The sequence below is a fragment of the Pseudomonas sp. UBA4194 genome (assembly GCF_002379585.1).
GTDB lineage: Bacteria > Pseudomonadota > Gammaproteobacteria > Pseudomonadales > Pseudomonadaceae > Aquipseudomonas.
In genome coordinates, this window is sequence record NZ_DFUE01000088.1 from 41,724 (window position 1) to 48,599 (window position 6,876).

Consider the following 6,876-nt stretch of genomic DNA (forward strand, 5'->3'; position numbering starts at 1 on the left):
GAGCTGGATTCCTGGCCTCACCCAGAGCCCCTGTGGGAGCTGGATTCCTGGCCTCACACAGAGGCCCTGTGGGACCTGGATTCCTGGCCTCACACAGCGCTGCTGTAGGACCTGGATTCATGGCCTCACACATATCCCCTGTGGGAGCGGGTTCTACCCGCGATGGGGTCCGCCTTGACACCACACACCTTCAATTCAACCCATACTTCTTGACCTTGTCGAACAAGGTCGTCTTCGCCAGCCCCAGTTCCTGGCTGGCCTGGCTCAAGTTGCCGCCGCTGCGCTGCAATGCCTCGGTGAGCAGGTTGCGCTCGAACGCCTCCACCGCTTCGGCAAAGCCCAGTCCCACGCCATTGGTGCCAGCGCTTTTCTTGAATGCCGGCAGCCCGAGCGCATAGCGCTCAGCCACGTTGCGCAGCTCGCGCACGTTGCCGGGCCAGTCGTGGCTCATCAGCCGCGACAAGGTCTGGGCGTCCAGCTCAGGCGGCTCACGATCGAACCGCAGCGCCGCCAATTGCAGAAAATGCTGAAACAGCTCCAGGATATCTTCGCGCCGCTCGCGCAGGGGCGGCAGCTCCAGGGTCACCACATTGAGCCGGTAGTACAAATCGCTGCGGAACTGGTTCTGCCGGCTCAGCTCATCGAGGTCGGCCTTGGTCGCCGCGATCAGGCGGCAGTCCACCTCGATGCTCTGGTTCGAGCCGAGCCGCTCCAGCGTGCGCTCCTGCAATACCCGCAGCAGCTTGATCTGCAACGGGATCGGCATGCTTTCCACTTCGTCGAGAAACAGCGTGCCCTTGTCGGCATGCTCGATCTTGCCGATGCGACGCTTGCCCGCGCCGGTGAAGGCATTGGCTTCATGGCCGAAGATTTCGCTCTCGAACAACTGCTCCGGCAAGCCGCCACAGTTCAGTGCCACGAACGGTTGCGCCTGACGCCGGCTGAAATCGTGCAGGCAGCGGGCCACCAGCTCCTTGCCGGTCCCGGTTTCACCCTCGATCAAGACGTTGGCCGAAGTGTCCGCCACATTCGCGATCAGCTCGCGCAGGTTCTGCATGGCCGGCGAGCGGCCGATGATGCGGCCTTCCAGCGAGCTGCGCTCGGCCAATTGGCGGCGCAACGAACTGACCTCCCGTGCCAGGCTGCGCTGTTCCAGAGCCCGGCGAACCACGTCCACCAGGCGCTCCGGGGAAAAGGGCTTCTCCATGAAATCGTAGGCGCCGCTGCGCATCGCGCCCACGGCCATGGAAATGTCGCCGTGGCCGGTGATCAACACCACCGGCAGGCTGGGGTCCCGCGCCTTGAGCTGGCGCAGCAGCTCAAGGCCATCGATGCCCGGCAGACGGATATCGCTGACGACGATGCCGGCGAAATGCTCGCCAATGCGCGCCAGTGCCTCTTCGGCGCTGCCCACGCCTTCGCTGGGAATGTCTTCCAGAGCCAGGGCCTGCTGGCATCCCAGCAGCACATGGGGATCGTCTTCGACGACCAGGACGGTGAGGGCGTTCATGGCGACTCGCTTGGCAGGGCTGCCACGACAGGCAGACTGAGAATGAAGGTGGTACCACCGCTGGCGGGGTGCTCGACACTGAGGTTGCCCCCGGCCGCAGCGGCAAGGCTGGCCGACAGAGTGAGGCCCAACCCCAGGCCGTGATCGCCCGGTTTGGTGGTGAAGAACGGTTCGAACAGATGCTTGCGCGCCTCGGCGTCGATGCCGTGGCCATTGTCCCTGACCCGCAGCCCGTAGCGCTCGCCGTCCATCTGGCCATCCAGCCACAGGGCCGGCAGCGGCGCGCCGACGGTAGCGTCCAGCGCGTTGCCGATCAGGTTCACCAGAATCTGTTCCAGGCGGGTCTGATCGATGGCCAATTGCAGGTCGGCAAAGTGGCGATGGACCTGCAGCGCGCTGGCCTCGATGCGGCTGGCCAACACTTGCAGCGCGGCGTCCACCGCCTTGCCCAGGCTGGCCTGGCCCTTGTCGTCACCACGGCGGGCGAACGAGCGCAGGCTGGCGGTGATGCGGCCCATGCGGTCGATCAACGCGTTCATGGTGCTCAGGTTGGTACTGGCAGTGTCCAGCGCACCGCGCTCGAGAAAGCGCACGGTGTTGCCGGACAGCGTCCGCAGGGCCGCCAGCGGCTGGTTCAGCTCGTGGGCAATACTGGTAGACATCTGGCCGATGGCGGCCAGCTTTCCGGCCTGGACCAGTTCATCCTGGGCCTGGCGCAGGGTCTGCTCGGCCTGCCGCCGTTCGCGGATCTGCGCCTTGAGCCGCTCGTTGCTGGCGCGCAGATCCTGGGTGCGTTCGGCAATGCGTCGCTCCAGATGACTGTTGGCCTGCTCCAACGCCTCACGGGCGGCCAGGCGGGTCGCCAATACCTTGCGTCGTTCGTTCCAGGCAATCAGCAGGAATGCCAGCAGGGCAAAGGCCACCGCCACCAGTACCCCCTGAATGATGGCTTCGCGACGCAGGTCCTGCAGCGAGGTCAGCAGGGTGAAGCGCCACGGCGTGTCGGCCAGCCGGCGAGACTGGGACAGGTAGGTGACGTCGATGTCCTTGCCCGGTGGTTCGGTGTGGGCTGGAAACGTCAGCTTCTCCACGCCGTCACCGAGCGCCTCGCGGGCCAGAGGTTGCAGTTCGTTGAGTGGCCACCAGTAGTACTGCAGGCTGCGGGCCAGGCGTTCCTTGATTTCCGGGGTCAGGGGTTTGACCGATTTCAGCCGTCGCCCGGGGTCGCTGGAAAGAATGATGATGCCGTTTTCATCGGTGACGAAGGCTTCCAGCCGTGCTTTCTGCCACCGTTCTTCCAAAGCTTCCAGGCGCACCTTGATCACCGCCACGCCAATCAGCTTGCCGTGTTCCTCCAGGCCATGGGCGAGGAAATAGCCAGGCTCCCCGGTGGTGCTGCCGATCCCGTAGAAGCGTCCGGGCTGGCCGCGAATGGCGTCCTGGAAATAGGCGCGGAAAGACAGGTCTTCGCCAAGGAAGCTGTCGGCATCGCGCCAGTTGCTGGTGGCCTGTACGCGACCGGTGGTGTCCAGCACATAGATCGCCCGGCTGCGGCTGCGGCGATTGAGCCCTTCAAGGTAATCGTTGACCACCTGGCGGTGTTCGCCGTCGGTGTCGTTGAGCAGCGCCGAGACGCTGTCTTCCAGCTCCAGCAGGCTGGGCAGGTAGGTGTACTTGGTGATCTCGCTTTCCACCGCGCGGGCATGCAGCTCCAGCTGCCGCTCGCCGTTCTCGCTCAGGGCGCGGATACCGTTGTGTTCGCTGAGCAGAAAGCCCACGTAGCCCAGGCCCACGGTCAGCAGCAGGATCAGCGGCGGCAGGAATACTTGGCGAATCAGGCGGGGCTTCACAGTCAGGTCAGGCTTTGTGGCGGGAGGGCATTTCATCACAGTCGCCTTCGAGCGACCAGCGTCCCGCGCCCGGTGGCGCGGAAACGACTGGCTTGGATATGCAGCGGCTTTTGGCTGCAGCGTGGATCAGTGCTGCAGAATCTTGGCGAGGAATTGCTGGGCGCGTTCGGACCGTGCGCTGACATCGCCGAAGAACTCTTCCTTGGGACAGTCTTCGACGATCTGGCCCTGGTCCATGAAGATCACCCGGTTGGCCACCTTGCGCGCAAAGCCCATCTCGTGAGTCACGCACATCATGGTCATGCCTTCATGGGCCAGTTGCACCATCACATCGAGCACTTCGTTGACCATCTCCGGGTCCAGTGCCGAAGTCGGTTCGTCGAACAGCATGACGATCGGGTCCATGGCCAGGGCACGCGCGATGGCCACCCGCTGCTGCTGGCCGCCGGAGAGCTGGCCGGGGTGCTTGTGGGCATGGGCCGACAGACCGACGCGCTCGAGCAGTTGCAAGCCCTTCTGGGTGGCCTCTTCCTTGCTGCGGCCCAGCACCTTGATCTGCGCAATGGTCAGGTTCTCGGTGATGGTCAGATGCGGGAACAGCTCGAAGTGCTGGAACACCATGCCCACCCGCGAGCGCAACTTGGGCAGATTGGTCTTGGGGTCGGCAATGGAGGTGCCGTCGACCACGATATCGCCTTTCTGGAACGGCTCCAGCGCGTTGACGCACTTGATCAGCGTGGACTTGCCCGAGCCCGACGGCCCGCACACCACCACCACTTCGCCTTTCTGGACCTCGGTGCTGCAATCGGTGAGCACCTGGAAGTCGCCATACCACTTGTTGATGTTCTTGATGGAGATCATACGGCTAACCTTTTTTGCAGGCGCTTGACCACGAGGGAGGCGCTGAAGCTGATGACGAAGTACACCGCGCCGGCGAAGATCAGGAACTCATTGGCGCGGCCAATGATGTCGCCGCTGGCGCGCGCCGAGTTGAGGAAGTCCACCAGGCCGACGGTGTAGACCAGCGAGGTGTCCTGGAACAGGATGATGCTTTGCTGCAGCAGCAGCGGGGTCATCTTGCGAAACGCCTGGGGCAGGATGATCAGGCGCATGGTCTGGCCGTAGCTCATGCCCAGGGCCTGGGCCGCACCCATCTGGCCCTTGGCGATGGACTGCACGCCGGCCCGGACGATTTCGCAGAAGTACGCTGCCTCGAACATCATGAACGCCACCAGGCACGAGGTGAACGCGCCCACGGGGGTGTCTTCGCCGGTGATCCAGCGCAGCACGAAGGGCACCGCCAGGTAGAACCAGGTGATCACCAGCAGCAGCGGGATGGAACGGAAGTAATTGACGTAGGCCCCGGCGAAGCGCGAGAGGATCTTGTTCGACGACAGGCGCATCAGCGCCAGCAGCGTGCCCAGGATCACCCCACCGATGACGCCCAGCACCATCAGCTGGAGGGTCATCAGCATGCCATTCCACAGCCCCGGCAGCGCCGGAACGATTCCACTGAAGTCCATTATTTACCCCCCAGAGAGATCAGGCCCGGCACCGCCAGCTTGCGCTCGACGCCACGCATCAACAGCATCAGGCTCATGTTCAGGGTGAAGTAGATCAGGGTGGCCAGGGTGAAGGCTTCGAACAGGTTGGCGGAGAACTCTGCCGTCTGTTTGGTCTGGGCCAGCAGTTCCATCAAGCCGATCAGCGATGCCACCGAGGAGTTCTTGAACACGTTCAGAAATTCCGAGGTAAGCGGTGGAATGATGATTCGATAGGCCTGCGGCAACAGCACGTTCCAGTAGATCTGCGGCAACCTGAAGCCCATGGCGCGCGCGGCCGATTCCTGCCCACGGGGCAGCGCCTGGATGCCGGTGCGTACCTGCTCGCACACACGCGCGGCGGTGAACAGTCCCAGGCACACCACCACGCTCAGGAACGCCGAAGTGGTGGGGTTGAGGTCCTGCTTGTACCACTCCTGCATGCCTTCGGGCAGCAGGTCGGGCACCAGGAAATACCAGATGAACAGCTGCACCAGCAGCGGCACATTGCGAAACAGTTCCACATAGACGGTGGCGATGCCCGATACCACTCGGTTCGGCACGGTACGCATCACACCCAGTACGGAGCCCAGCAGCAGGGCGATGATCCAGGCGACCACGGCAATGGCGATGGTCCAGCCCAGGCCGGAGATGTACCAATCCAGGTAGATCTCGCTGCCGACACCGGTGGACTTGAAGAAGACGCTCCAGTCCCAGTTGTAATTCATGGGGAATCCCCCTCGGATATTGATTCACAGGCGCAGGCTTTCACCTGACCGCCCAGGGGCGCTCAGGTGAAAGTCAGGAGGTGCTTACGACTTCTTTTGGGGAGCCGGCTTGTCGTTGGGGTTGGCGATCAACGCCTTGAACTCGTCGCTCATCGGGAAGCTCAGGTTCAGGCCTTTAGGCGGGATGGGCTGGTTGAACCACTTGTCGTAGATGCCGTTGATATCGCCGGAAGCGAACGTGGCCTTGATGGCGTCGTCCACGGCTTTCTTGAAGGGTTCGTCGCCCTTGCGCACCATGCAGCCATAGATTTCATAGGACTGCGGGGTGCCGGTGACGGCCCAGTCGGTGGGCTTCTTGGCCTTGGCCATTTCACCGGCGAGCAGGGCGTCGTCCATCATGAAGGCGACGGCGCGGCCCGATTCGAGCATCTGGAAGGACTCACCGTGGTCTTTGGCCGACACGATGTTCATGCCCATCTGCTTGTCGGCGTTCATCGCCTTGAGGATACGCTCGGAAGTGGTACCGGCGGTGGTGACGACGTTCTTGCCCTTCAGATCGTCGAAATCCTTGTAGGAAGAATCTGCCTTGCTCAGCAGGCGGGTGCCGATTTCGAAGATACCGACGGAGAAGTCCACCTGCTGGGCGCGTTCGGCGTTATTGGTGGTGGAACCGCATTCCAGGTCGACGGTGCCGTTCTGTACCAGAGGGATACGGGTCTGCGACGTCACCAGGTTGTACTTGACCTTCAGGTCGGGCATGTCCAGGTCTTTCTTCAGCGCCTCGACGACCTTGAGCTGAATGTCATGGGAGTAGCCAACCGGCTTGCCGGACGCATCGGCGATGTACGAGAAGGGGATTGAGGCGTCGCGGTGGCCGAGGGTGATGGTGCCCGATTCCTTGATCTTCTTCAGGGTGCCGGTGAGTTCGGCGGCAAACACTGGGGTGCTGATCAAAGCGGCAGCAATGGCGGCGCTCAGGAGTTTTGGAACGATACGCATCAATGAATCCTCGACATTGTTTTTCTTATGGAGCCGTTGTGGCCCTCGGGGTACGGCGAAGCAAGGCGGTGTGGCAAAACGCCGTGCTTCGTTGAAGAGTGTAGAGCATGAGTCGTGCCAGGCAGGGTTTTTCTGGTTAAGTGATTGATTTTGCTTTGGATTGAGTGTGTGTTGCGGGGGATTTGGGGGTAGTGGCGTTCGGGAATCCGAATGGGTGATGTGGGTGGGGTCGGGTTTCCGGTTGTGGG

At 62.6% G+C, this 6,876-nt stretch carries 6 protein-coding genes; all 6 read right to left on the bottom strand.

What is annotated here, in order from left to right; all coding sequences use genetic code 11:
• Window positions 1-190: 190 nt before the first annotated feature.
• Window positions 191-1,510, bottom strand: a complete 1,320-nt coding sequence (locus tag B3397_RS21750) for a sigma-54-dependent transcriptional regulator (protein WP_296253982.1) — start codon at window positions 1,508-1,510, stop codon at window positions 191-193.
• On the bottom strand, window positions 1,507-3,396 hold the full coding sequence (locus tag B3397_RS21755; protein ID WP_296253984.1) for a sensor histidine kinase: 1,890 nt from the start codon (window positions 3,394-3,396) through the stop codon (window positions 1,507-1,509). The genes B3397_RS21750 and B3397_RS21755 overlap by 4 nt, the downstream gene beginning before the upstream one ends.
• 90 nt (window positions 3,397-3,486) lie before the next feature.
• A complete protein-coding gene (locus tag B3397_RS21760) occupies window positions 3,487-4,221 on the bottom strand; it encodes an amino acid ABC transporter ATP-binding protein (protein WP_296253987.1) in 735 nt (244 codons plus the stop codon).
• The gene (locus B3397_RS21765) at window positions 4,218-4,886 is read right to left on the bottom strand and encodes an amino acid ABC transporter permease (RefSeq protein WP_296253990.1); all 669 of its coding nucleotides are present in this window, start codon (window positions 4,884-4,886) and stop codon (window positions 4,218-4,220) included. Before B3397_RS21765 ends, B3397_RS21760 begins: the two co-directional genes overlap by 4 nt.
• Window positions 4,883-5,629 (bottom strand): amino acid ABC transporter permease, encoded by a 747-nt coding sequence (locus tag B3397_RS21770; protein WP_296253988.1) that lies wholly within the window; start codon window positions 5,627-5,629, stop codon window positions 4,883-4,885. The genes B3397_RS21765 and B3397_RS21770 overlap by 4 nt, the downstream gene beginning before the upstream one ends.
• Before the next feature lie 84 nt (window positions 5,630-5,713).
• Window positions 5,714-6,628: a glutamate/aspartate ABC transporter substrate-binding protein gene (locus tag B3397_RS21775; RefSeq protein ID WP_296253989.1), complete on the bottom strand. Its 915-nt coding sequence runs from the start codon at window positions 6,626-6,628 to the stop codon at window positions 5,714-5,716.
• Between the last annotated feature and the right edge of the window lie 248 nt (window positions 6,629-6,876).

What these genes read in the sequence shown, in the direction of transcription:
- B3397_RS21770 (WP_296253988.1), bottom strand. Translation starts at nt 5,629, where the DNA reads ATGAATTACAACTGGGACTGGAGCGTCTTCTTCAAGTCCACCGGTGTC.
- B3397_RS21755 (WP_296253984.1), bottom strand. Translation starts at nt 3,396, where the DNA reads ATGAAATGCCCTCCCGCCACAAAGCCTGACCTGACTGTGAAGCCCCGC.
- B3397_RS21775 (WP_296253989.1), bottom strand. Translation starts at nt 6,628, where the DNA reads ATGCGTATCGTTCCAAAACTCCTGAGCGCCGCCATTGCTGCCGCTTTG.
- B3397_RS21760 (WP_296253987.1), bottom strand. Translation starts at nt 4,221, where the DNA reads ATGATCTCCATCAAGAACATCAACAAGTGGTATGGCGACTTCCAGGTG.
- B3397_RS21750 (WP_296253982.1), bottom strand. Translation starts at nt 1,510, where the DNA reads ATGAACGCCCTCACCGTCCTGGTCGTCGAAGACGATCCCCATGTGCTG.